The organism is Pelagibius sp. (assembly GCF_965249265.1).
In the GTDB taxonomy this organism is placed as follows: domain Bacteria; phylum Pseudomonadota; class Alphaproteobacteria; order Kiloniellales; family Kiloniellaceae; genus Pelagibius.
In genome coordinates this window covers 3,736,273-3,761,481 of sequence record NZ_OZ252224.1, presented here as the reverse complement: position 1 = coordinate 3,761,481, position 25,209 = coordinate 3,736,273, and the positions used below count along the sequence as shown (strand labels likewise).

The window sequence follows — 25,209 nt, the reverse complement described above, 5'->3', positions numbered from 1 at the left end:
CCGGGCAGGTGGTTAACGGCTTTCCCGGCGCGACAAACCAGAACAGGGTCATGGCGCAAATCCTTCTTGCAGAAGACGACGGCTCGATGCGGGAGTTCCTGGCCAAGGCGCTCCGCAAGGCCGGCCATCACGTGGTCGCCGTGGGGGACGGGCTGGACGCCATCAAGGCCCTGGACGGCTTCCATGCGGACCTGCTGCTGGCCGACGTCGTGATGCCGGGGCTCGACGGCATTGAACTGGCCCGCCAGGCGGCCAAGCTGCAACCGGGCCTGCGGGTCATGTTCATCACCGGATTTGCGGCTGTGGCCTTGAAAAACCGCGAACAGACCCCCCGCGGCGCCCGCATCCTCTCAAAGCCCTTTCATCTGCGTCATCTGGTGGAAGAGGTGGAATCCATGCTGACCGCCTGAACGGCACTAAAATTAGGTAGGCCTGAGAAGGCAGGCGGCGCTTGAAAAAGCCGGGGGATGATGGTACTTCGCCCCCTCTTCGGCAGACGCGCCGAAGAAAGCCGGGTCCGAAGGTGCCCAGGGCGGCCCGGCCGCCGGGATGCTGGGCAGGCAAAAAAGGGCGTATAGCTCAGCGGGAGAGCGCCTCGTTGACATCGAGGAGGTCCCTGGTTCAATCCCAGGTACGCCCACCATTCTTTCCAGTGATTTAGCGGAAATTCGCCGAAGCCTGGCTCGGGTCTTTCGGGTGCAAACCTGAAATACGAGTGGACTTTTGACAGTCTGTTCGACGGCGAGTTCGGCATTCCATCACTGCCGTAGCGACAGTGGGGGGCACTGAGGCGTCCCAGATCTCTCGGATAGCTGAGCGCAACAGGAAGTAGCCTTTATTGCCTGTACCTGCGGCGCAGGATCAGGAACGCGGTTGCACAGACGATGATGGCGATGCTGGTCAGGCTCACCGGATCGCTGAAGAAGACCGAGGGATCGCCGCGTGAGAAAAGCAGGGTGCGGCGCAGGTACTCCTCGAAGGCCGGTCCCAGGATAAAGCCCAGCACGATCGGCGTGGGTTCAAGGCCAAGCCGCACCAACAGCCAACCGAGCGCGCCGAAGGCCAGCATCAGCCAGACATCGAAAAGCGAGTTCTGCACCGAGTAGACGCCGATCAGGCTGAAGACGATGATAAGCGGCACGAGCTTCGGGAAAGGCACGCGCAACAGCGATGCCCAGAGCCCGGCGAGCGGCAGGTTCAAGACGACGAGGATCACGTTGCCGACGACCAGGCTGGCGATCAGCGCCGCGAAGAGGTCTGGGTTGCTGTCGATGAAGCTCGGTCCCGGTGCGATGCCGTGGATCATCAAAGCTCCGGCCAGGACCGCAATCACCGGGTTGCCCGGAAGGCCGAGGGTCAAGAGCGGGATCAGGGCGCTCTGTGCGGAGGCGTTGTTGGCCGCCTCCGGCGCGGAAACGCCGGCGACGGCCCCTTCGCCGAGCGGCTTGTCCGGCGTCTTGAACGCACGTTCCAGGCCGCGGGCGGCGAGGGCTGACATCACGGTGGTGACGCCGGGGATCACACCCAGAATGCCGCCGATGCCGGTGCCGCGCAGTGCCGGCAAAAGGGCGGCCTTGAGGTCCGCCCGCGTCGGCCATGGCAGGCCCAGCGGGGCGATGCGTTGCGGCCGGCTGCCGCTTTCAAGGGCACGGATGAGTTCGGCGATGGCGAAGAGGCCCATGACCAGGGGCATGAACCCGATGCCGTCGCGCAGTTCGGTGATGCCGAGGGTGAAGCGTGGCCTGCCACCGCCTGAATCGGTGCCGACCAGGCCCAGGCAGGCGCCGAAGAGGATCAGGGTCAGCGCCGCCAGCGGTTTGCCAGGTGCGATGATGGCGGCGGCGAACAGCCCAAGGGCAATCAGGCCGGCGAGGCCCGCCGGCGCGATGAGCAACGACCACTGGGCGATGGGTCCGGCCACCAGCGCGATGAACACGGCCGAGGCGAGACCGGCGAAGAGCGAGGCCAGGGCGGCGATTGCGATGGCCGGCCCGGCGCGCCCGGCCAGGGCCATGCGATGTCCGTCGAGCGCGGTCACCACGCCGGAGGATTCACCGGGCAGGTTCAACAGGATGGCGGTGGTCGAGCTGCCGTACTGCGCCCCGTAATAGATCGCCGCCAGCATGATCAGCGCGCCCGCGGGATCGAGCGTAAAGGTGAGCGGCAGCAGGAGGGCCAGGGTGGCGGCCGGCCCGATCCCCGGCAGAACGCCGACGATGGTGCCGACGAGGGCGCCGGTGAAGCACAGCAGCAGGTTCTGCAGCGTTAAGACGCCCGCGAAATCAGCGGCCCAGCTCACGACATCGCTCATCTCAGAAAGCCGCCCAGGGCCAGAGGCGGGTCGCGGGCGGCAACAGCGTCAGGCCGACGGCAAGTGTCGCTGCCCCGGCGAACAAGCCCGATAAGGCAAGAGCCCGCCAATGGCGATCGCCGGCGCCCCAGCCGGTGATGAGCGCCGTTGCGGTGCAGGCGACGACGAGGCCGGTGAATGGCAGCAGCAGAACGAAGACGAGAACGCCGCCCAACAGCGCGAGGCCCGGCCCAAGGGGCTTGGATGAGGGGGTGAGTTCTCCTTCGCCGCGTCCTGCTGCAGGATTCAAAGCAACCAGGACCGCCCACAGCAGCGACAGCGCGACAACCCCTTTGGACAGCCACTGGGCAAAGAGGCCCGGCCCAACCCTGCCGTCAATCCAGGCTGGCTGGGTATAAGCCAGCAGCATCATCGCCAAGCCCAGCGCCGCCAGGACGGCCGGGGCTTTGAGAGCGGAAAACAGGGAAGAGCGCGATGTCACGATTAAGGATTCTCTAAAATAAAGAACGACTTGCAGTTTTATTGACAGTGATTCTCATTTGCAATATCCAGTTTTCTCGTACTCTCCCGGTTTGCCGTCGCTGGATACGGTGGGCCTTTCCACAGCGAACAAAGGATTGTCCCATGATTACGAGACGCGCGTTGGTCGGCTCCGCCCTGGCAGCCCCCTTGGTGATCACTTCTTCACGGTTCAGCTTTGCCAACGACTGGCCGAAGGCAGGCCCCATTCGTCTGGTGGTCGCTTCCGGTGCCGGCGGCAATGCCGACGTCGTGACGCGTATTGTCGCCGCCGAACTTGAGACGGCGCTGGGGCAGAGCATCGTCGTCGAGAATCTCTCGGCGGCCTCCGGCATGCAGGCGACGGAGGCTGTCAGCCGGGCCGATGCGGACGGCTACACCTTCCTCGTCGGCACCTCATCCCAGCTCGTGCACAACATCGCGCTGTTCGATCCGCTGCCGGTCGACATCACCACCAGACTGCGTGGCGTCGCCATGATGAACGAAGTTCCGATGGTGATGTGTGTGAACAATGACGATCCGGCGGGTAATCTTGAGGAATTCATTGCGCGTCTGCGTGCGGCACCGGCGGACTTTCAGTATGGGTCGGGCCCGACCGGCACGACCACCCACATCACCGGAGCCCTTTTCCTGTCGGAGCTTGGTCTCGATGTGGTTCATGTTCCCTATCCGAAAAGCGGCGAAGCGCTGCGCGACCTGATCGCCGGCCGCTTGAGCTTTGTTTTCAATCCTTCCCTGACGGCGGTGCCCCAGGTGCGTGACGGTGCCGTCCGCGGCCTTGGCGTATCGGCGCCCGAACGCCTTGTGGCCATGCCGGATCTGCCGACCGTGTCGGAAGCGGGCCTGCCCGGTTTCGTATCGCAGACCTGGAACACCTTTGCGGCGCCGGCGGACACGCCTGAGGAAATCGTGGTGCAGCTGAATGAAGCGGTCAACGCCATCGTCCAGTCGGATTCGATCCGCAGCCAGCTCGTCGATCTCGGCTCGATCGTGCCGCCGAGCAAGACGCCCCAGGAAGTCGATGCCTACTATGCGCGGCAGAGGGAGATCTGGATCCCCGTGGTGCGTGGCACCGGCGCCACCCGCAGCGCGGGCTGACGCCGATAGTCAGTTGGGGAACGCAAGGAAGTCGTGCTTCGTCACTTTGATGTCGAGGGTTTCGACAACGAGGGTGGCGGCGTAGGTCTCGTCGCCCAGGTCGACGAAGCGCCAGCGGTTCGCCGCCTGTGCGTCGCCGGCGACGGTAAGCAGCCGCGGCGCTGAGCCGGGCAGGGCTGAGACCTCGAAACTGTCGAGTGGGGTCGAAAGGCCGCTGCCCGTTGCTTTGAGATAGGCTTCCTTGCGGGTCCAGCATGTCAGGAAGGCCTGGGCCTGCTCGGCGTCCGGGAGCGACAGGATCTGCCGAGCTTCGCCGGGTGCGAAGTACTGCTGTGTCAGCATCGCGACATCGATGCCTTTGCGATACCGTTCGATGTCGATGCCGAGAGGGCGGTCGCCCGATATCGCGATCAGGGCCATGTCCTCCGAATGGGAGAGATTGAAGTGCGTCGTCGTCGTGCCCTGCCGGGGCGAGATCACGGGCTTGCCGGCGGGACCGCTCTCGAAGCAAAGATCGGCAGCCGCCCGGTTTAGTTTTCGGGCAAGTAGGTGCCGCAGCGCGCTTTGAGCAACGCCGTAGCGGTGGCGGAGTTCTTCGCTGCGGAAGCGGTTTGCGCGTTCGCGCTCGTCTGCTGACAGAACACTTTCAAGTCTGAGGTGTTCGTCTGGCGCTCTGTCGAGCGGCACCCGCCAGACCTCGACCATCGTTGTCATTCTTTTACAGCCGGCGCATGCCGATGAAGAAGTAGATGCCGCCCACGAGGGAGGCGACGAGTCCGGCGGGAATCTCCTGCGGATAAAGGACTTGGCGCCCGACCCAGTCGGCGGCCACCATCAACAGGCAGCCGAGGCCGGCGGCCCCCAGCAGGTGGCTGCGCGCGTTGGTAAAGCCGGCCATGCGCGCCATATGCGGGGCCAGCAGCCCGACGAAGCTGAGCGGGCCGACGATCAAAGTCGCACAGGCGGTCAGCAGCGCCACCACAAGCAACAGCACAAAGCGGCTGCGGTTGGTGTTCAACCCCAAGCCGGTGGCGGCCGCGGCGCCGAGGGGCAGCAGGTCCAGCCAGCGCGAGAACAGCGGTACCACCAGCAGAGAGACAATCGCGACCGCGGCGATGATCGCGGCGGCGGTGATGTCGACGTAGTAGGTGGAGCCCGACATCCAGGCGATGGCCTGTTGCCCGCGGGGGTCGCCGCCGGCCAGGAGGATGGACTGGACGCCGCTGGCGATGGCGGTCACCGCGACGCCGGTCAGAAGCAGGCGTTGAGGAATGAACCCGCTGCGCCGGTTCAACAGAATCACCACCGCGATTCCGGCCAGCGCCCCGATAAAGCCGGCGATTACCAGGGCGGGTACCGTGGCGCCGCGCAGCAGGAACAGCGCGCCGATCAGGCCGAGGGCGGCACCGCCGCTGACGCCCAGAAGCTCCGGGCTGGCCATGGGATTGCGGGTCAGCCGCTGCACGATGACCCCGGCGATTGCCAGGATGGCGCCGGCACTGCCCGCCGCCAGGGCGCGGGGCAGCCGCCATTCCAGCATGGCGGCGGCGTGGGCGAGGTCGAACCATCGCCAACCCTGCAAAGCCTGGCCCGTACCCAGGGAGAGGGCGATGGCAGCCAGGAGACCCAAGAGCATCAGGCCCCACTTCAGGGATCCATGGCGGCTCGACGGCAGGACCGGGCGTTGCCGCAGCGGTGGCTTGCCGCTCAGCTTCAGGCGAAACAGCAGCCAGAGCAGAAGCGGGCCGCCCAGGACCGCGGTCATGGCGCCGGTGGGGATGATCAGCGGAGAGGAGGCGCTCACGGCCTGCAGCAGCAGGTCGATGACCGCCAGCAAGAGCGCGCCGATGGCCACAGACCAGGAAGCCACGGCGAGAAATCCGCGGGCGCCGAGCAGCCGGGCGGCGGTCGGGGCGGCCAGGCCGACAAAGCCGACCACGCCGGCAACGCTGGTCACGCAGGCGGCGAGGAAAAGCGCGACCCCGAGCGCGGCCAGTCTGATGTAGTGCAGGGAGACACCCAGGCTTCGTGCCTGGGCATCGCCGAGGGACAGGATGTCCAGGGGGCGGGCGAGCAAAATCGCCAAGGGTGCGGCCAGCAGCAGCCGCGGCCAGAGAAACGCGACGCCGTCCCAGCCGCTCTGCGCCAGAGAACCGGCGCCCCAGATCAGGACGCCGTGCAGTTCTTCCTGATGCAGCAGCAGCATGACGATGCTGAGAGCGCTCAGGTAGAGATTGACGATCAGGCCGGCGAGAATGACCACCACCGGCGCCAGGCGGCTGCGCCAGGCCAGCAGCACGACCACCCCCATCGCCATGGCGCCGCCGGCCAGGGCAACCCACTCGCGCCCGACGATCACCAGGCCGGGAAAAGCAACGGTTGCAACAAGAAGCGAGAACTGGGTACCGCTTACCACACCCAGCGTTGTCGGGGTGGCGAGGGGGTTGCGCAGCGCCTGTTGCATGACGGCGCCGGCCAGGGCCAGCCCGCCCCCGGCCAGCAGCGCCATGACAAGCCGCGGCCACCAGCCGAGATAAAGCGCCGTCAGGTCCGGTGCGGTGAAGGCGCCGCCGCTGCCGGCCAGAACGATCAGTGTAATGCCGAGCAGAAGACAGACCCGGGCGGGGGGTGAAAGGACGATCATAACGCCTCAGCCAGGATGTCGGCGAAACGCCGTGCCGAGGGCAGGGCGCCGAAAGACCAGGCCGGTGGCAGCCACAGCACATCTCCGCGCCGCACCGACGGCAACGCCTGCCACAGGCCGCTGGCGGTGACATCGGTGCCCAGCGGCGTTGGCGCCACGATCACCAGGCGGCCTTCGATCGCTGCCAGCTCGCGCAGGCTGGTCAAGGCGAAACCCCAGGAGTTTGCCCGGCCGGTCCAGGCGTTTTCGATGCGCAGTCTTTCAAGGACGCTGCCGTAAAGACTGTCGATGCCGAAGACACGGGCATGGACCGCATCCATGAACTGCACGACCAGCAACGGCTCGCCCGTATAGTCGATCTGCCCAGCGAGTGCGTCGATGTGCTGTTCCGTCGCGCGGATCAGTGCGTCGGCCGCTGCGCTGCGGTTGGCGATGCGACCGATTTCCTTTGTCTGCGCGACCATCGATTGCCAGGCCGTCTCGCCGGCCTGGTTGTCGATCAGTGTCGTTGGTGCGATCCGTGACATTGGCCGTTCCAGAGAACGGAACATCCGCGTCAGCAGGATTTTTTCCGGCTGCATCTCGATCAGGAGTTCCAGGTTGGGCTGGCTGCGCAGCCCGATGTCCTGCACGGTTTCCGGCATGGCCGGTGTGCCGACCCAGGATTGATAGCCGGCCAGTTCGCCCACACCTTGGGGCCGTACCCCGAGTGCCAAAAGCGTTTCCGCCACGGTCCAGTCCGGCGTCACGAAGCGTGACTCCAGGGGCTCGGCTGCAAGCGGCAGGCTCAGCCCAAGCGAAAGCAGGCCTGCAAAAGCCAGTTGTATGACGGTCTTCATTTCACGATGGCAATCGCATGATCGCGCGTCGGGTGGGCCATCACCTGCATCTCGACGCCGTAGATCGCCTGCAGCGACTCCGTTTGCACCAGCTTGTCCGGTGCGCCCTCGGCCTGCAGCTTGCCGCTGCGCAGGGCGACGATGTGATCGCAGTAGCGGCTGGCGATGTTGATGTCATGCAGGATGACGACGACGCCGAGGTTCAATTCACGGCCAAGGCGCCGTACGAGGTCCATCACCTCGATCTGATGGGCGACATCCAGGGCCGCCAGCGGTTCGTCCAGCAACAGATGGCGGCTCTCCTGAGCCAGAAGCATGGCCAGCCAGGCACGCTGTCTTTCGCCGCCGGAAAGGGTTTCGACCCCGCGTTCCGCCAGGTCCAGCGTATGGGTCAGGGTCATGGCCTTACGGATCTGTTCGTTGTCCTCCGCCGTCATGCGGCCGAGCAGCCCGCGCCAGGGAAAACGGCCGAAACGCACCAGTTCGGCAACGGTCAGATCCTCGGTCGCCGGTAGTTCCTGGGCCAAATAGGCAACGCGCCGGGCGAAGGCGCGGCGGCTCCAATCGGTGACCGGGCGGCCGTCCAGGCGCACGTCCCCATCAGTCGGCGTCAGTTGACCGGCCAGAAGCTTCATCAAGGTCGACTTGCCGGATCCGTTCGGGCCGATCAGACCGACGACGCTTCCTTCCGCGACCTTGAAGGAGAGCGGCGCCAAGAGGCGAAAACCTTCGATTTCATAACAGGCGTTGTCTACGTCAAACATCGGCAACTCTAAACATGGGCAACTTTCGGGCAGTCGGGACAGATGGTCACCCCGGCGAGGCGGTCGCGCAGGCAGCAGATGCGGCGATGCCAGCCGAGACGGTCGTAAGGCGCTTCGAGCCAGATCTGCAGCGGGCGCCATACCTCCGCGGCCGGGACATGCTCTTGAAACTCGCGGAGGATCCAATCGAGATAACGCCCGGCATTGCTCCAGAGCACGCGCTCCGACAGGCGGGCCTGCCGGGACCAGGTCGTTATCAGAGGCGCGAGATGGCGCTCGCGCAGCAACTGGAAGCGCTCGTCTGCCTCAACGTTTCTGTCCAGTTTCGAACCTTCGTCTTTCAGTACGAAGGCAAGGGGCAGGCCGTCGTTACCGAGTGTGATCGCAACATCCTCCAGGGCGAGCGGCAGTTCCTGCTGGTACAGCAGGTTCGCGGCCAGCGCTGGTGGAAGAAACAGCAGAAAATAGAATTGGGTCCAGTGAGAGAAGACGGCGCGCGGATCTTGTTTCCAATCCTCGGGCCGGAACTTCTGCATTGCGGCCTCCATAACTTCAGGCTGGAGCAAATCAGTTGCCGGGCGGGCCGCCAGCGCTTCCGTATCTCCCAGCAGCATGCCCGCCATGTAGGGGGCGACGGGGGTTTCCAGCAGTGGCTGCAGGACGGGAACGACGCCCATCAGCCGGTGTGCCGCAGGCGGGTTTCGCTGTGGGAGTCGGCATAGAGGGAGGCGACGACCTCGTCGGAGCGGACCGCCAGCACCGACAGCAGGGTATCGGCCAGGCCATGGGTATCCTCGCAACAGCCCTGGAGGAAAACCCGCGCGCTGCAGTTCGCCGCCATGGGGACCCGGTAGCTGCGGTCAGCCTTTTCGGCGGTCATCCAGGGTGTGAGGTCCTTCAGGAGACTCTGATGTCCCTGGCGGTGGAAGCCCGTCGCGAGAACGACGCCGTCGTAGGTCGTCCAGTTCTCTGTCTCGCTGCTCATGTCGAGCAGTGCCATGGAGATCTTTTGATCCGCAGTTTCGATCCCCGCAATCTGATGGCGTGGCAGGAAACGGTGCCGCGACTCGCCCGTCACCTTTTGCTCATAGAGCCGGGCATAGATTTCCTCGATCAGGCCGAGGTCGATCACCGAGTAGTTGGTCTGAGTGAATGAGCGGATCATCGAGCGCCGCTCCGACTCCGGTGTACGATAAAATTCGTCGATGAACTCGGGATTGAAGATCTCGTTCACGAAGGGGCTGTCGTCGGCCGGGTGCAGGGCGCGGGCCCGGCTGATCAGGTCGACCTTGGCGGCGGGGTGGCGGTCCATCAGGTCACGGAAGATCTCCGCGGCGCTTTGCCCGGCCCCGACCACGGCGAGGCGGGCTTCAGCGCCGCCAAGTCTGTCGGCATGGGTTTTGAACTCCGAGGAGTGGATCAGGTTCGGATGATCGCGGTAAGGCTTGAAGATGTCCGGGATGTTCGGCCTGCCGCCGATGCCCACGACAATGGAACGGGTTCGGCGTTCCTTCAGCACGCCATCGGCGGAGTGGGACCGAATTGTCAGCCAATCGACCTTGCCGTTCGCCTCCAGCGGTTCGATGGCAATTACCTCTTCGCCATAATGCACTCTGTCCTGGAAGGTGCCGGCCGCCCAGCGCATGTAGTCGTTGTATTCCAGACGACTGGGGTAGAACGAACCCAGGTTTATGAAGGACTCGAGCCGCTTGTTTTGATGCAGGTAGTTGACGAAGGAGTAGCGGCTGGTTGGGTTGCGCAGGGTCACCAGGTCTTTCATGAAAGAGACCTGCAGATGGGTGTTCGACAGCAGCATGCCGCCGTGCCATTCGAATCCGGATTGTTTCTCGATGAAGCAGCTCTGCAACTGCTCGCCGTTCGCCGGCTGATGTTCGTCCATGGCAATGGCAATGGCCAGGTTTGCCGGGCCGAAACCGATACCAATCATGTCGTAGACCGGAATGTTCATCATGCTTGTCCTTTGAAAAAGGCGTCTCTTGTCAACAACATCAGAGCGGCGCGTTTATGGGGAAAGTCGAATTCCTTGATCTTCTCAAAACCCTGTTTTTCCAGGTAATCGATCATCTTGAGATTGTCGTAACGGGGTTCCGAAACGATGCGCTGGGTCGCCGGCGATTCTTCGAAGAGATGACGGCAGAGGGCTGAGAGCCAGGCCCTTACCTTGCGCGGCCCGCGATGCCGTTCCTCGCCGACCAGCATGTGAATGCCACGATCAGCCGGTGCGGCGGTGTAGTATGCCGCCAGCCGATCCTGCTCTGCCCAATAGACCTCGAGATAGAGAAAGGGATCGCCGTCCAGGCAGCCGATCAGCGGTTCCACCTGAGGGGCCCGGATCAGCTTCATCAGGTAATCTCGATGTTCATCCAGGGTGCCGCGTTCATCCCAGAACTGGGCGACTCGGTCGCTGTTTTGCCAGCGATTGAACCGCTCCAGATCGGAGTCCGGATCGAGATGGCGGAAGGAGATCGTCGACTGCAGTTCCGCATCGAAACGGCTGTAGAGGTCTTGCGCTGTCGTGGTCGGTGAGGGGTTTTGCATCAGACTTCAGCCTGCTCCGGAATGCCCGGCATCGAGCCGGTCGGGGACAGAATATCGGCCAGATCGTCAAGACAGGCCGGGTGGCGCACGATGCCGAGATGGTCGGTGGCGACGATCCGGCTGGTGGCGAAGGTGAGATTCTTGGCGAGGCTGTCCCAAGGGGTCGCGCCTGGCCGCGGCGGCTCGGCCGCCCACCAGGCATGGGCCGGAGTTTTCACTTTCGGCAGGACGTAGCCGTCGCAGAGCTTGCGGTGATGCTGTTCCAGAGCAAAGGCGAACAGCAGCTCGGAGACATCGGCTGCCTCGTAGGAATCGATCTGTTGTGTATCGAGCCACTGTGCCGCGGCCGTCGGCCAGTCCCGCGGCGGCCTCTTCGCAAGCCGGTCCAGGCAGTCGCGAACCGCGCGGTCGCTGAGCTGCGGCAACAGCATCTTCAAATGAGACGCGAGTTTCTGCCGGGTCTCCGGCGACGGCCAGAGGTCTTCGGCAACGCCGAACCCGGGAACATAGGCGTCCAGGAGCCCCAGGAAGGCGACTTCCTGGCCCGACTGTTCCAGTCGCTGTGCGATTTCAAGCGCCAGGGAGCCGCCCAGAGACCACCCAAGCAGTTCATAGGGGCCTTCGGCCTGGGTGTTGCGAATAGCTTGTGTGTAGCGGTCCGCCATTTCGGAGAAGCTGTCGTCAAAGTATCCGGGCTCGACGCAACTGAGGGATTGCAGGCCATAGATAGAACGCTGGTCTTCCAGGCGGCGGGCGAGAGCGTGATAGCCGTTGACGCGTCCGGTAACGGGATGGATGCAGAACACCGGCGCCCGTTCCCTTCGTTTGTTCATCAGGGGAACCAGGATCTCGGGATTGGCCGACGGCGCCTTGGATTTTCGGGGTTGCTCAAGAAGCGCAAGCAGCGCGGCGCGATAGCGCTTTGCCAAGTCTTCGATCTGTTCGGCGCTGTGATGGTCGAGGCTGAATAGCCACTCCATGCTCAGGGTTCCGCCGACGACCTGGGCATTGACGGTCAGCGGGGCGGCCATGAAGTTCTCAGGGCTCTGGGCGACACCACCGCCAGGGACCGGAGTCATCCAGTCTTCGCCATCATCGAGCTGGTACTGCCCGAGATAGTTGAAGGTTATCGGCGCCAGGCTGGGGAGTGCCGAGCCTTCTTCATGGAGAAACCGCAGGACGCCATAGCCGAGGGTGCCGTCGCGCTCCGCGGCGTCCAGGGTTTCGCGCGCCGCCGCAATGCAGGCCTTCGAGTCCGGATGCCAGTCGAGCAGGAGAGGGTAGAGACTGGTAAACCAGCCGACGCTGCGGCTGAGGTCGAGCTCGGGGGCGACGACATCGGGGCGTCTGCCGTGTCCCTCCAGGTTCACGGCAAGCGACTTGCCGCTCCCCTGTACCAAGGCTGCGGCCAAAGTGGCCGTCACATCCCGGCCTTTTCTCAGCAGCGCCTTTGTCTCTGCCGTGTCCAGGGTGACGAGATGCCGGTTGCAATTGCCGATCCGGGCCGGACACTCCACCGAGCCGGCATCCTGTTGTTGCCAGAAGTCCTGCTGCGCCCGGGCGCCGGGCCAGCGGGACAGGGTTTCGGTCCAGTCTTTCAGGCTGCCGGTCCTGGCGGGCAGGGTAATGGCGTGGCCGGCTTCGGCCTGGCTGTAAGCGAGGCGGAGATCCTCCATCAGGATGCGCCAGGAAACCCCGTCGACGGCCAGATGGTGAATGGTCAGCAGCAGGCGGTCGGGCTGTCCCTTTCTGGTGAGAAGCAGCGCCCGCATGAGGACACCGGCTTCGATGTCGAGGCTTTGCTGGGCCTGGGTGCAGAGGTCTTCTGCTTCCGCTTCGTCCCGGGCTTCGCGCTGCCAGAGCAGGTCGTCGGGCAGATCGCCGGCATTGCAGTAGCGTTGACTCCAAACCCCATCGCGGCAGGCGAAGCGCAGACGCAGAGCGTCATGGTGGTCGCGCAGGGCTGCTAATGCGGCAGCCAGGGCGTCTTTGTTCATTGGCCTGCGTGCTTCCAGCCAGAGATGTTGATTCCAGTGGGAGGGTTCCGGCGGGTTCAAGCTGAAGAAATGCGCCTGAATTGGTGTGAGTTTTGCGTTTCCGGTGGCGGGGCCCCGGGGCTGGGCGGGCTTGTCCTGGGGTTTGGCGGCAGCGGCGACGGCGGCCAGGGTCTGATGCTGGAAGAGATGATTGGGCTTCAGCGCCCAGCCCTCCCGCCGTGCCTGGCCGACGACCTGCAGGGCGATGATGGAATCGCCGCCCAGTTCGAAGAAGCTGTCCTGCCGCCCGATGCGCTCGACCTTCAGGAAGCGCTGCCAGATGGTGGCGATGGCCTGCTCCGCCGCGCCCTCCGGCGGCTCCTGGACTGCCTGCTGGCGGTCCGGGGCGGGCAGGGCCTGGCGGTCGACCTTGCCCGCCGGGGTCAGCGGCAGGGCTTCGAGGGAGACAAAGAGGCTCGGCACCATATAGGCCGGCAGCACGGCGCCGAGGCAGGCCTGGATCGCCCGGGTGTCTATGGCGGTGTCGTCTGTGGGCACGACATAGGCGACCAGCAGGGTGTTGGCGGCATCGCCGCCGCGGGCCTGGGCAACCACCACCGCCTCGCGCAGCTCCGGCAGGGCCATGAGCCGGGCCTCGATCTCCCCCGGCTCGATGCGGAACCCGCGGACCTTTATCTGCTGGTCGGCCCGGCCGAGATACTCCATCACCCCGCCCTGGACCCCGTCCTCGCGCCAGCGCACCAGATCGCCGGTGCGGTACATGCGCTCGCCCGGCGGGCCGAAGGGATCGGGCAGGAAACGCTCGGCGGTGAGATCCGGGCGGCCCTGGTAGCCGCGTGCCAGCCCGGCCTCGCCGGCGATGTAGAGTTCGCCCACCAAACCCGGCGGCACCGGGTTGAGGGTCTGGTCGAGGACATAGGCCCGGCGTTCGCCCACCGGGGTGCCGATGGGGGCATAGGCGCTGTCGAGGGGGGTGTCGGGATAGGCTTCCCAGATCAGCGGTGTGACCACGGTCTCGGTGGGGCCGTAACCGTTGATGATGCGCGGCGGGGCGACGACCTGCTGCAGGCGGTGATAGGTCTCGCGGGTGAAGGCCTCGCCGCCCAGGGTCCAGGAACGCAGGGGCAGATCGGGTTTGCTGTGTTCGATCCAGTCGAGCAGGGGGCCGACATAGCTGGGCGGGAAGCAGGCGATGGTGACGCCCTCTGCTATCAGGGCATCGCAGGTCTGCTCGGCACTCCACAGCGCCTGGTCGCGGATGACGAGGCGGCTGCCGAAGGCGAGCGGCACGGTCCAGCGCTCGACGGCGCCGTCGAAGCTGATGGAGGCGAAGAGCAGCTCGACGTCCTCGGGTGTCATGGCGTAGCGCTGCCCGATGGTCTGGACGTGCATGGCGAGACCACGCCTTGTGACGGCGACGCCCTTGGGGCGTCCGGTGGAGCCGGAGGTGTAGATGATGTAGGCGAGCTGATCGGGGTGGGGTGCCGGCAGGGGCGTATCCCAGGGCGGTTCGTCCAACGTCAACCGGTCGAGGGCGACGGCACGGGTTGTCCCGGGAATACCCAGGCGTTCGACGAGGTCACTGGAGGTGAGCAGCAGGGGGGCGGCGCTGTCGTCGAGCATGTGGCGCAGGCGCTCTGGGGGATAGTCCGGATCGAGGGGCAGGAAGGCGGCGCCGGCTTTGAGGATGCCGAGGAAGGCGGCGATCATGGCGGTACCGCGTTCGAGGGAGACACCGACGATGGTCTCCGGGCCGGCGCCCTGATCGAGCAGCCAGCGGGCGATGGCATCGGAACGGTGTTCGAGTGCGCCATAGCTGACGCGGTCATCGCCGTGGACCAGGGCCGGGGCCTCGGGGCGGGCGGCGGCCTGGGCACTGACCAGATCCACGAAGTCTGCCCCGGCATCGTAGTCCGCCGGGCGCTCGGCCCAGGACCGCAGCAGTACCGCATCCGGCGGCGACACAAGGCAGAGAGAGCCCAGAGCGACGGTTGGACTTTCAATGAAAACCTTGACCGCCCGCTCCAGCATTTTTGCCAGGCGCGCGCCGGTGTCCTCGGCGAAACGGTCGGCGGCATAGGTCAGGGTCGCGGTCAGCCCGCCGTCCTGCCCTTCATCGACATCCAGCGCCAGGTCGAAGAGGGCGTGGGGCTGCCCCTGGTCAAGCGGCCTTATCGAAAGCGCCGGCGTCAAGGTTTCGGAAAATTCGCCGTTGTGCCGATAGTTGAAGAGCACTTGAAACAAAGGGTTCTCGCCGGCGGCGCGGCGCGGCGCGATGGCTTCCACCAAGAGGTCGAAGGGTAGGTTCTGGTGTTCCTGGGCTTCCAGAACCCGCGCCTGCATCGCTGCGATCCAGTCGGAGACCGATTGTGCCGGGTCGATCTCTCCGCGCAGCACCACAGTGTTAATGAAAAATCCGATCTGTGCTGCCGTCTCCGGGCGTCCCCGGTCAGCGACCGGAACACCGATCTGCAGATCATCGCGGCTGCTGTAGACCGCCAGGGTCCACATCCAGGCGGAGAGCATGATGGTGAAAGGCGTTGCCTTGCTGGCGCGCGCCAGCTCCTGCAGCGGCGGCAGCGCCATGCGCAGGGTTGCGGCCTGTCTGGGTGCCCCGGCCCGCGCCGGCTTGTCGTGGGGTACGAGCAGGGGCGGCTGCTCGGCATTCAAACGCTGTCGCCAATAGGCCAGTTGCCGCTCTTCCTCGCCGGCCTCCAGACAGGCCTGCTGCCAGATTGCATAATCGGCGTAGTGGACTGGCAGTGGGGCCAAGGGCGCGTCGTCGCCTTCGGCGGCCCGCCAGGCCTGCCCCAATTCATTCAGGAAGATGCCGATCGACCAGGCATCGGCGATGATATGATGCAGTACAATCTGCAGGCGCCAGCGCTCTTCGCCCAACCGCATCAGCAAAACCCGGAAGGGCGCCTCCTGTTCCAGATCGAAGGGCGCCAGGGCTTCCGCTTCGGCAAGGCGCTGCACGGCCTCGGTGCCTTCGTCGGACATGTCGTAGTAGGTGAGGTCCGGCTCCGGCTCGTCGCCGATCACCTGCCAGGCATTGCCATCCTCTTCGACGAAGCGTGTGCGCAGCGCTGCGTGACGCTGCTGCACGGCTTTCAGCGCCGCGACCAGCGAGGCTTGTTTCAAGGGGCCGGTGAGATCGAAAGCCCCGATCAGATGGTAAGCCGTGTTCTCAGGGTCGGTGCGATGAAGCAGCCAGAGGCGCCGCTGCATGGGGGCCAGCGGCACCCTTTCGCCGTGGATGCCGCCCACCATCGGCAGGCGGTCAAAGCGGATTCCCTTTTGCCGCAGCACCGACAGAAAATGCCGGCGCTCCTCGCCTTCCAGGGCAAAGAAGCGGCGTGCCAGCTTTTCCTTGTCGATGCTCATCAGCTGCCGACCTCATCCAACAGCGCGGCCATGGCCTCGAGGTCGTCTTCGGCCCGGTCGCCGGCTTCCAGCTGCGCGGCAAGCGCTTCGAGAGTCTGGCTCTCGATGAAGGTCCGCAGGGGAACATCGCGGTCGAGTCGCGCCCGCACCAGGGCGATGGCCCGGATAGCCGCGAGAGAGTAGCCGCCGAGATCGAAGAAGTTGTCGTCCAGTCCGACCTCCGTGCAATCGAGGACCTCCTGCCAGACCGTGGCGAGATCCTTCTGTATCGCTGTCTGGGGTGCCCGATAGCTCTGACGGCGGCCTTCCGGACGCGGCAGGGCCTTGCGATTGAGTTTGCCGTTCGACGACAGCGGGAAGGCGTCCAGCGCCGTAAACAGGGTCGGCACCATGTAATCAGGTAACTGTGCAGTCAGAGCCGTTTTCAATTCACCCTGCCAACCGTCATTCAGGTCGGACTTGGGCACCACGTAGGCCGCCAGGAGATCGCCATGGGCGATGACCGCCGCATCTGCGATGTCTTCCTGCCGCCGCAGCCAGGTTTCCACCTCGCCAAGTTCGACCCGCAAGCCGCGGATCTTCACCTGCTGGTCGAGACGCCCGAGATAATCGATGACGCCTTCCGCTTCCCGCCGCACCAGATCGCCGGTGCGGTACATGCGGCTGCCGGGCGGGCCGAAGGGGTCGGGCAGGAAACGTTCCGCCGTCAGGTCCGGGCGGCCGAGGTAGCCTCGCGCCAGCCCGACTCCGGAGAGATAAAGCTCTCCGGGAACCCCGACGGGCACCGGGTTGAGCGCGCTGTCGAGGATCTGCAGGCGGATGTTGGCAATGGGACGCCCGATCGGCACCGTACTGCGTTCATCCTCCCTGCAATGCCAATAGCTGACATCGATCGCCGCTTCGGTGGGCCCATAGAGGTTGTGGAGTTCGGCGCGGGGCAGGGTGGCGAGTGTCTCCTGCTTCAGTTCCGGGCTCAGCGCTTCGCCGCTGCAGATGATGCGTTCGATAGAGGTGCAGCCCGTGAGCTCCGGCAAGGCCGCCTGCAGCATCGAGGGCACAAAGTGCAGGGTGCTGACACGTTCGGCGTCGATCACGGCCCGCAGGGCTTGCGGGTCGCCGTGTGCATCCGGTGGGGCGATGGCCAGGCGGGCGCCGGTCATGAACGGCCAGAAGAATTCCCAGACCGACACGTCGAAGCTGAATGGGGTTTTCTGAAGAACGCAGTCACCGGCTTTCAGCGGATAGGCCTGCTGCATCCACAGCAGGCGGTTTTCCAATGCCGCATGGGTGTTGATCACCCCCTTCGGCCGCCCGGTCGATCCCGAGGTGTAGATGGCATAGATCGCCTGATCGGGGTGCCACGACACTTGGGGCGGTGTGACCGGTTCTGCGGCGTTGGCGGGATCGTTCACCTGCCAGCAGGGGATGCCGTCCAGCTCGGTTTCGCTGAAGGCCAGGATTGGAGATGCCTCTTCCAGGATGGCCTGCATCCGTTCCGCGGGGTAGCCGGGATCGAGGGGCACATAGCTGCCACCGGCCCGCACGACGGCCAGAATCGCGAGCACAAGCTCGACCGAGCGCTTGAGGCTGACGGCGACCCTGACCTCCGGCCCTACCCCGGCCCGGCGCAGCCGATGGGCAAGCTGGTTCACCCGGCGCTCAAGCTCGCCATAGGTCAGGCATTCGCTCCCGTAGCTCACGGCGATGGCATCCGGCGTTCGCGCTGCCTGGCGGCTCTGGCGGACGGGTACCGGCAGGCAATCGCCCCAGTCCTTGGCGGTTTCATTCCAGATCTGCAGCTCTCGGTCTTCCGCCGCGCTGAGCAGATGGATACCGCCGAGCGCCCGCTTGGGCTCGGTTGAGGCCGCCTCTAGGAGGCGCAGGTAGTGGTTCAGCAGGCGTTCGGCGGTCTCGCCCCTGAAAAGGTTGCTGTTGTAGCTGATGTAGCCGCTGATGCTGCCATCGGGGTGGGCTTCGGTATCCAGGGCGAGGTCGAACTGCGCCCCGGCGCTACCGGGATCAAAAGCGGTGACCTCGGCGCCCGGCCAACCGGCGAAGGGCGCGGCCATGTCCTGCTGATGGTTGAAGACCACCTGGAAAAGCGGATGGCGGTCGTGGTTGCGCCCGGCGCCCAGTCCTTGAACCACGGTCTCAAAGGGGACGCCCTGATGACGCTGTGCGTCCAGGGCATTGCCGGCCACGGCCTTCATGAGGTCGCTGAAACCCTGCGCCAAGTCGATGCGGGCCTGCAGGGTCACCACGTTGATGAAGCAGCCGAGCATGTCTTCGGTTTCCGGTCGGCTCCTTCCGGAAACGGGGACGCCGACCGTGATGGTCTCCTGTCCGCTGTAGCGATGCAAAAGCAGCATCCAGACCGCCAGCAGTGGCGCAAACAGCGTGGTCGACTGGCCCTTCGCCAGGGCCTGGAGGGATTGTGCCAGTGCCGGTGTCAGCCGGAAGGGCAGGCGTGCTCCGGCCGACGGCCTGCCGTCGCGCGGGAAGTCGGTCGGCAGCTCGATGGGCTCCGCATCCGGCGCCAGGGTTTCGCGCCAGTAGTCGAGCTGCCGGCCGGCTGCCGGGCTTTCCAACCAGCCGCGATACCAGGCGGCGTAGTCCGCATATTGAAGTTCGGACTTCTCTGCTGCTGTCGCAGTGCCGTTGAGCAGGGCGCCATAGGTTTCGATCAACTCGTGGAGGAACAAACGGATCGATCGCCCATCGGTGATGATGTGGTGCTGCACCAGCAACAGCCTGAAGTGCTTCTCTCCATGCTGCACCACGCCGAGGCGCAGAAGCGGGTCGAGCGCAAGATCGAAGGGCCGCTCAAGCCAGTCTTTGAAAAGCGCGATTTCGGTCTTCAGCGGGTTGGGATGGCTGCGCAGGTCGTGCAGCTCGATGGCGACCGGGGCATGGGCGAGAATATGCTGCCGAAGTGCACCGTCCGGTGCAACGAAGCGGGTGCGCAAGATCTCATGGCGCGCGACCACCCGGTTCAGCGCCTCGACCAGGGCGTCGGTGTTCAGATCCCCTTCGAGATCGAGTCCCAGCGGTATGTGATAAGCCCCGTCCCCGGGTGCCAGTTGCTGGATGAACCACAAGCGGCGCTGGGCCGGAGAAGCCGGAAGGTTACCGTCGCGCCGAACGGATACAAGGGCCGGGTCTTTGTCTGCGGTGGCCTGGATCTGCGCCGCGCAGTCCGCGAGTCGGGGGTGATCGAACAGGGCCTGCAGCGGCAGTTGCAGGCCGTGCCGGCTTCGCGCAAGGCCGACGATGCGCAGCGCCAGAAGCGAGTGGCCGCCGAGATCGAAGAAGTTGTCCTGACGTCCGACCTGATCGGCCTCCAGGACGTCGCGCCAGATTGTTGCCAGCGTTTCTTCGGCTTGGCCTTGCGGTGCTTCATAGGCCGGCCGGCCTCGCCGTCTGTCCGACAGGGCTTCGGCGGGAAGGTCGTGCAGCTCTGCCGATAGGGCTGAGCCGCCCTCCGTCAGGCTGTTCAAGGCCGTCTCGAAACCTTCGGCCAAGGCTTCGATGGTCTCCTGCGTCAGCAGGGCGGCGTTGTAGGCGAACACGACCCGGGGCGCGGCGCCCGGCAGGACGGCCAGGGTCAGCGGATAATGGGTGAACTCGTAGATGCCCGGCATCTCGCTCGGCAGGTCGTCGAGGCCCGGATAGTTCTCGAACACCATCAAGCTGTCGAACAGGCCGTCGGCGGCATGACCGGCGAGGCTCTGAATTTCTGACAGCGGAAGGTGTCCGTACTCGCGCGCTTCGGCGCCGCTTTGCTGCAGCGCCGGCAGCCAGGGCTCGTTGGTCGCCGGGACTTCGACCGCGACCGGCAGCGTGTTGATGAACAACCCGATCATCTCTTCGCTGCCCGTCAGGTCGGGCGGGCGTCCGGCAACGGTATTGCCGAAGACGACACGGCGGTTGCCACTGTGCCGCGCCAGGGCCAGGGCCCAGGCGCCCTGCATCAGCGTGCTCTGGGTTACCTGCAGGCGCTGCGCCTTTTCCTGCAGGTTGCCGGGCAGGGCCAGGGTATGGCGGCGGAAGTCCTTTTCATCGTGCTTCTGGCCGGCGGCCAGCAGGGTCGCGCCGAAGCCGTCGAGGTAGTCGTGCCAGAATGTCCGGGCGGCGTCGCGATTCTGTTTCTGCATCCAGTCGAGGAAGGCAGAGAACGGCGGCGGCGCCGGCGAGAGAGTCTCGCCGCGATAGAGCCGCATCGCCTCATCCAGCAGCACGGTGGTGCTCCAGCCGTCCATCATCAGATGGTGCAGGGTCAGGACGAAAACACAGGTGTCGTCGGCAGTCTGGATGAGGTCGATGTGCCAGAGCGGGGGGTGCTGCAGGTCGAAATTCCGCCTTGCCGCGCAGATCGCCTCGACGTCGGGTTTGGACTCAAGGGTATGAAACTGCCAGGGTAGTTGCAGTGAACGCCAGGTCCCCTGCAGACCCTCGTGGTCGAGCGGGGCGCTGCGCAGCACCGGATGGCGTTGCATCAGCTCCTGCCAGACCACTTCGAACCTCTTGGGGTCCAAGTTCTTCAACGGCAGCGTCAGTTGATTGACATAGGTATCGCTGTCCTGGCTCAGTCGGGTGTGGAACAACAGGCCCTGTTGCAAAGGCGTGAGGGGCAGCACGTCCTCGATACCCTCGTCGCTGAGGCTGTCGAGCTTTGCCTGGTCGATGGCGGCCAGAGGCACGTCGGAAGGCGTCAGCCACGGCGCGGAGTCTTCGCAACAACGGATAACGGCCTGTATCTCCTCTTCGAAGACCGCCAGAAGTGCATGCTGTTCAGAGAGGGGAATGCCTGTGTGACTGAACACCACCTGCAGGGTGACTTCACCCGTCGGCTGTTGGATGACATCGACGACAAGCGGTGCATCCGCCCGCATGTGTGCCGGACGCCAGAGACCGGAGTCGCGCAACGACATGCCGTCGACTTCCAGCAGGCGACCGAGATAGTTGAAGAGAACCTCGGGCTGCGCGGTGGCCTCCAGGCTCCCGCTCTGGACCAAGGCGCCGTAGCCCAAGCCGAGATGATCGACGGTTTTGATCTGTTCTTTGATCGACTTGATCGCGGCGACGCGTTCCACCGGAATGTTTAAGGAAAGCGGGTAGAGGCTGGTGAACCAGCCGACCGTGCGGCTGAGATCCATTGCCGCGAGATCGGCGCTCCGCCCATGGCTTTCGCGGTGAAGCCGAACGGTCGGCCGTCCGTAGTGGCGGGCCAGCGTCAGGGCCAAGGCGGTATAAAGGAGGTCGTCCAGGTTTCCCCGAAGACTGGCCTTTGCGGCCTCTTCCGCGCGCCGGGCGATGTCGGCCGGGAGGATCAGGCTATGGTTTTGGGACGTTCTTGTCGGAGGCCCGTTCCAGAGCGCGGTGGCCTCCGTTTCCTGCTGTTGCCAGAAGTCCCGCTGCGCCTGGGCGCCGGGCCAACGGGACAGGGTTTCGGTCCAGTCTTTCAGGCTGCCGGTCCTGGCGGGCAGGGTGATGGCGTGACCGGCCTCGGCCTGGCTGTAAGCGAGGCGGAGATCCTCCATCAGGATGCGCCAGGAAACCCCGTCGACGGCCAGATGGTGAATGGTCAGCAGCAGGCGGTCGGGCTGTCCCTTCCTGGTGAGAAGCAGCGCCCGCATGAGGACGCCGGCTTCGATGTCGAGGCTTTGCTGGGCCTGGGTGCAGAGGTCTTCTGCTTCCGCTTCGTCCCGGGCCTCGCGCTGCCAGAGCAGGTTGCCGACCGGCTTGCCGGTATCGAGGAAATGCTGCCGCCAAGATCCTTCATGGCGCTCGAAGCGCAGGCGCAGGGCGTCGTGGTGATCGTGCAGCGCAACGAGAGCCGCCTGCAGAGGGACCGGCTTCAGCGGTTCGGTGAGTTCGAGCAGCAGGTACTGATTGCAAAGCGCGGCACCGTTCTGTTTCAGGAAGCGCGCCTGAATTGGTGTGAGTTTTGCGTTTCCGGTGGCGGGGCCCCGGGGCTGGGCGGGTTTGTCCTGGGGCTTGGCGGCAGCGGCGACGGCGGCCAGGGTCTGATGCTGGAAGAGATGATTGGGCTTCAGCGCCCAGCCCTCCCGCCGTGCCTGGCCGACGACCTGCAGGGCGATGATGGAATCGCCGCCCAGTTCGAAGAAGCTGTCCTGCCGCCCGATGCGCTCGACCTTCAGGAAGCGCTGCCAGATGGTGGCGATGGCCTGCTCCGCCGCCCCCTCCGGCGGTTCCTGCGTCGTTTGCTGGCGGTCCGGGGCGGGCAGGGCCTGGCGGTCGACCTTGCCCGCCGGGGTCAGCGGCAGGGCTTCGAGGGAGACAAAGAGGCTCGGCACCATATAGGCCGGCAGCACGGCGCCGAGGCGGGCCTGGATCGCCCGGGGGTCTATGGCGGTGTCGTCTGCGGGCACGACATAGGCGACCAGCAGGGTGTTGGCGGCATCGCCGCCGCGGGCCTGGGCAACCACCACCGCCTCGCGCAGCTCCGGCAGGGCCATGAGCCGGGCCTCGATCTCCCCCGGCTCGATGCGGAACCCGCGGACCTTTATCTGCTGGTCGGCCCGGCCGAGATACTCCATCACCCCGCCCTGGACCCCGTCCTCGCGCCAGCGCACCAGATCGCCGGTGCGGTACATGCGCTCGCCCGGCGGGCCGAAGGGATCGGGCAGGAAACGCTCGGCGGTGAGATCCGGGCGGCCCTGGTAGCCGCGTGCCAGCCCGGCCTCGCCGGCGATGTAGAGTTCGCCCACCAAACCCGGCGGCACCGGGTTGAGGGTCTGGTCGAGGACATAGGCCCGGCGTTCGCCCACCGGGGTGCCGATGGGGGCATAGGCGCTGTCGAGGGGGGTGTCGGGATAGGCTTCCCAGATCAGCGGTGTGACCACGGTCTCGGTGGGGCCGTAGCCGTTGATGATGCGCGGCGGGGCGACGACCTGCTGTAGGCGGTGATAGGTCTCGCGGGTGAAGGCCTCGCCGCCCAGGGTCCAGGAACGCAGGGGCAGTTCGGGTTTGCTGTGTTCGATCCAGTCGAGCAGGGGGCCGACATAGCTGGGCGGGAAGCAGGCGATGGTGACGCCCTCGGCGATCAGGGCATCGCAGGTCTGCTCGGCGCTCCACAATGCCTGGTCGCGGATGACGAGGCGGCTGCCGAAGGCGAGCGGCACGGTCCAGCGCTCGACGGCGCCGTCGAAGCTGATGGAGGCGAAGAGCAGCTCGACGTCCTCGGGTGTCATGGCGTAGCGCTGCCCGATGGTCTGGACGTGCATGGCGAGACCACGCCTTGTGACGGCGACGCCCTTGGGGCGTCCGGTGGAGCCGGAGGTGTAGATGATGTAGGCGAGTTGGTCGGGGTGGGGGGCCGGCAGGGGCGTATCCCAGGGCGGTTCGTCCAACGTCAACCGGTCGAGGGCGACGGCACGCGTTGTCCCGGGAATACCCAGGCGTTCGACGAGGTCACTGGAGGTGAGCAGCAGGGGGGCGGCGCTGTCGTCGAGCATGTGGCGCAGGCGCTCTGGGGGATAGTCCGGATCGAGGGGCAGGAAGGCGGCGCCGGCTTTGAGGATGCCGAGGAAGGCGGCGATCATGGCGGTACCGCGTTCGAGGGAGACACCGACGATGGTCTCCGGGCCGGCGCCCTGATCGAGCAGCCAGCGGGCGATGGCATCGGAACGGTGTTCGAGTGCGCCATAGCTGACGCGGTCATCGCCGTGGACCAGGGCCGGGGCCTCGGGGCGGGCGGCGGCCTGGGCACTGACCAGATCCACGAAGTCTGCCCCGGTATCGTAGTCCGCCGGGCGCTCGGCCCAGGACCGCAGCAGTACCGCATCCGGCGGCGACACAAGGCAGAGAGAGCCTAAGGGCAGAGTCGGGTTTGCAACGAACTGGGCGAGGATACCGAGGTAGCCGTCGGTGACCTGCTGCATGAAGGCTTGGTCGAAGATACCTTCGGCGGCTATGAACCGCAGCGTCACCCCCTTGTCGAGGTCCGGCGCCGCATCCAGCGTCAGGGCAAAGGGTGTCTCCGCGAGCAGCATCTCCTGGAAATCAACATCGAGATCGCCCATGGACACCGCTGCCCGCTCGCCCCGGCGGCGGCCATGATAGTTGAAAGCGAAGTGGAACGGCGTCGCGCTGCCGTCCTTTTCCAGGTTGTCGAGCGGCAGGCGGCCGTGGTCGCGGGCCTGGTTCAGGTCGTCGCCGACCTGGCGGATCCAGTCTTCGACGGAGAGTGACGGATGCGGAGAGCCGGTAAGGGGCAGGGTATTGACGAAAAAACCGACGGTGCGGGCCGAGGCGTTGCCGCGGTCGGAGGCCAGAGTGCCGACCCGCACCGACTGTTGTCCGGAGAGGCGGCTGAGCAGAACCTGAAGCGCCGCCAACAAGACGTTGAAGCGTGTCGCGTTCACGCGCTCCGCAAGGCTGTCGACGCCGGTCGCCAAAGAGGCGTCGATGGAAAGCGGGTGGTGAACGGTGGGATGAACGGCGCCGGGCGGCTGCAACACGGGCAGGCTCAGGACCGGATGATGCCCGGCCAGATTCTCCCGCCAGAAACTCTTCTGCGCCGCCGCTTCGTCACTGTCCTCCCATTCTATGTGCTGTTGCGCATAGTCGGTGTAGCGCAGTCGCACCGGCCGCAGCGCTTTGCCATTGTAGAGCGCCATGAGATCGGTGAGGAGCAGCCGGATCGACCAGGCATCGGAAACGATGTGATGGATGCCGACGGCGAGGGTATGGCGCTGGGCAGAAACCCGGTAGAGGCGATAGCGGAAGACATCGCCGGCCTCCAGATCATAGGGTTGCAGCAGAAAGGCATGCCCCTGGCTCATGGCTTCGCCTTTGGGGTCTGCCGTCTCCGCCACATCCTCTTCGTCTAGAGGCCGTCCGGTTGCGGGCATGATCTGTTGCCGCCCGTCGCGGATGCGGAGGCGCAGCATTTCGTGGCGCGCCATCAGACCGTTTAGAGCGGACGCTAACCGGTCATGGTCCAGCGTCCCGTCCATGTGGACGAAGAGACCGAGATTGTAGGCACGACTCTCCGGCTCCAACTGAGCGAAGCGCCAAAGGTGCCGTTGAAACGGCGAGAGCGGGTGCCAGGTTTCCTCAGCCAAGA

The 25,209-nt window shown here is 65.4% G+C and carries 13 protein-coding genes and 1 tRNA gene; 3 read left to right on the top strand and 11 right to left on the bottom strand.

Annotated elements, in window-relative coordinates; all coding sequences use genetic code 11:
- Window positions 1-50 precede the first annotated feature (50 nt).
- Window positions 51-410 carry a response regulator gene (locus ACP146_RS17880; protein ID WP_422368108.1) on the top strand — a complete coding sequence of 120 codons (360 nt, stop codon included), beginning with the start codon at window positions 51-53 and terminating at the stop codon, window positions 408-410.
- Window positions 411-568: 158 nt separating this feature from the next.
- Window positions 569-643: transfer RNA gene (locus ACP146_RS17875), tRNA-Val, on the top strand.
- Between the two features lie 192 nt (window positions 644-835).
- Here the strand turns inward: ACP146_RS17875 and ACP146_RS17870 are convergent.
- Window positions 836-2,311, bottom strand: a complete 1,476-nt coding sequence (locus ACP146_RS17870; RefSeq protein ID WP_422368107.1) for a tripartite tricarboxylate transporter permease — start codon at window positions 2,309-2,311, stop codon at window positions 836-838.
- Between the two features lies 1 nt (window position 2,312).
- A complete protein-coding gene (locus ACP146_RS17865; RefSeq protein ID WP_422368106.1) occupies window positions 2,313-2,792 on the bottom strand; it encodes a tripartite tricarboxylate transporter TctB family protein in 480 nt (159 codons plus the stop codon).
- Window positions 2,793-2,935: 143 nt separating this feature from the next.
- Between ACP146_RS17865 and ACP146_RS17860 the strand changes: the two genes are divergently transcribed.
- The gene (locus tag ACP146_RS17860; RefSeq protein WP_422368105.1) at window positions 2,936-3,928 is read left to right on the top strand and encodes a Bug family tripartite tricarboxylate transporter substrate binding protein; all 993 of its coding nucleotides are present in this window, start codon (window positions 2,936-2,938) and stop codon (window positions 3,926-3,928) included.
- A gap of 9 nt (window positions 3,929-3,937) precedes the next feature.
- Here ACP146_RS17860 and ACP146_RS17855 read toward each other — a convergent pair whose 3' ends face one another.
- Genes ACP146_RS17855 through ACP146_RS17815 form a run of 9 tightly spaced genes read right to left on the bottom strand, consistent with a single transcriptional unit; the run spans window position 3,938 to window position 25,207 of the window.
- On the bottom strand, window positions 3,938-4,642 hold the full coding sequence (locus tag ACP146_RS17855) for a 4'-phosphopantetheinyl transferase family protein (protein ID WP_422368104.1): 705 nt from the start codon (window positions 4,640-4,642) through the stop codon (window positions 3,938-3,940).
- Window positions 4,643-4,646: 4 nt separating this feature from the next.
- Window positions 4,647-6,572 carry a Fe(3+)-hydroxamate ABC transporter permease FhuB gene (gene fhuB, locus ACP146_RS17850; RefSeq protein ID WP_422368103.1) on the bottom strand — a complete coding sequence of 642 codons (1,926 nt, stop codon included), beginning with the start codon at window positions 6,570-6,572 and terminating at the stop codon, window positions 4,647-4,649.
- Complete coding sequence (locus ACP146_RS17845) at window positions 6,569-7,411, bottom strand: iron-siderophore ABC transporter substrate-binding protein (protein ID WP_422368102.1); 843 nt, start codon at window positions 7,409-7,411, stop codon at window positions 6,569-6,571. Before ACP146_RS17845 ends, fhuB begins: the two co-directional genes overlap by 4 nt.
- Window positions 7,408-8,175 carry an ABC transporter ATP-binding protein gene (locus tag ACP146_RS17840; RefSeq protein ID WP_422368101.1) on the bottom strand — a complete coding sequence of 256 codons (768 nt, stop codon included), beginning with the start codon at window positions 8,173-8,175 and terminating at the stop codon, window positions 7,408-7,410. Before ACP146_RS17840 ends, ACP146_RS17845 begins: the two co-directional genes overlap by 4 nt.
- A gap of 8 nt (window positions 8,176-8,183) precedes the next feature.
- Window positions 8,184-8,852, bottom strand: coding sequence for a siderophore-iron reductase FhuF (fhuF, locus tag ACP146_RS17835; RefSeq protein ID WP_422368100.1), 669 nt, complete (start codon window positions 8,850-8,852; stop codon window positions 8,184-8,186).
- The gene (locus ACP146_RS17830) at window positions 8,852-10,147 is read right to left on the bottom strand and encodes a lysine N(6)-hydroxylase/L-ornithine N(5)-oxygenase family protein (RefSeq protein WP_422368099.1); all 1,296 of its coding nucleotides are present in this window, start codon (window positions 10,145-10,147) and stop codon (window positions 8,852-8,854) included. The genes fhuF and ACP146_RS17830 overlap by 1 nt, the downstream gene beginning before the upstream one ends.
- Window positions 10,144-10,734, bottom strand: coding sequence for a GNAT family N-acetyltransferase (locus tag ACP146_RS17825; protein WP_422368098.1), 591 nt, complete (start codon window positions 10,732-10,734; stop codon window positions 10,144-10,146). The genes ACP146_RS17830 and ACP146_RS17825 overlap by 4 nt, the downstream gene beginning before the upstream one ends.
- Window positions 10,734-16,118, bottom strand: coding sequence for an amino acid adenylation domain-containing protein (locus ACP146_RS17820; protein ID WP_422368097.1), 5,385 nt, complete (start codon window positions 16,116-16,118; stop codon window positions 10,734-10,736). Before ACP146_RS17820 ends, ACP146_RS17825 begins: the two co-directional genes overlap by 1 nt.
- Complete coding sequence (locus ACP146_RS17815; RefSeq protein ID WP_422368096.1) at window positions 16,118-25,207, bottom strand: amino acid adenylation domain-containing protein; 9,090 nt, start codon at window positions 25,205-25,207, stop codon at window positions 16,118-16,120. Before ACP146_RS17815 ends, ACP146_RS17820 begins: the two co-directional genes overlap by 1 nt.
- Between the last annotated feature and the right edge of the window lie 2 nt (window positions 25,208-25,209).